Annotated in this window: 1 protein-coding gene; it reads right to left on the reverse strand. The window is 39.2% G+C overall.

Annotated elements, in window-relative coordinates; all coding sequences use genetic code 11:
- Positions 1-118: 118 nt before the first annotated feature.
- On the reverse strand, positions 119-238 hold the full coding sequence (locus M3204_RS24005; protein ID WP_353056069.1) for an IS3 family transposase: 120 nt from the start codon (positions 236-238) through the stop codon (positions 119-121).
- Positions 239-255: the final 17 nt, after the last annotated feature.

Consider the following 255-nt stretch of genomic DNA (forward strand, 5'->3'; position numbering starts at 1 on the left):
AGCAGCTGGAGGATATCAGCTGCCTCTCCGAAAAAAGGTATCATGCGTTCACTCCACATCAAGTGATGCATTACTAAAAAATCAACTCATTCATTTAAAGGGAGCCATTTCCTTCCCTTTATGCTGCAGAAAACTTCTTACGGAAGTTAACAGGAGACTGCCGGTCCAAACGCTTTTGCCTTCTTGTGTGATTATAACGGTAGATAAAATCGTGTATTTTGGCTTTTAAATCCTCTATATTTTGTACAGAATAAG

It is taken from the genome of Mesobacillus subterraneus, assembly GCF_023715485.1.
In the GTDB taxonomy this organism is placed as follows: Bacteria; Bacillota; Bacilli; order Bacillales; family Cytobacillaceae; genus Mesobacillus; species Mesobacillus subterraneus_B.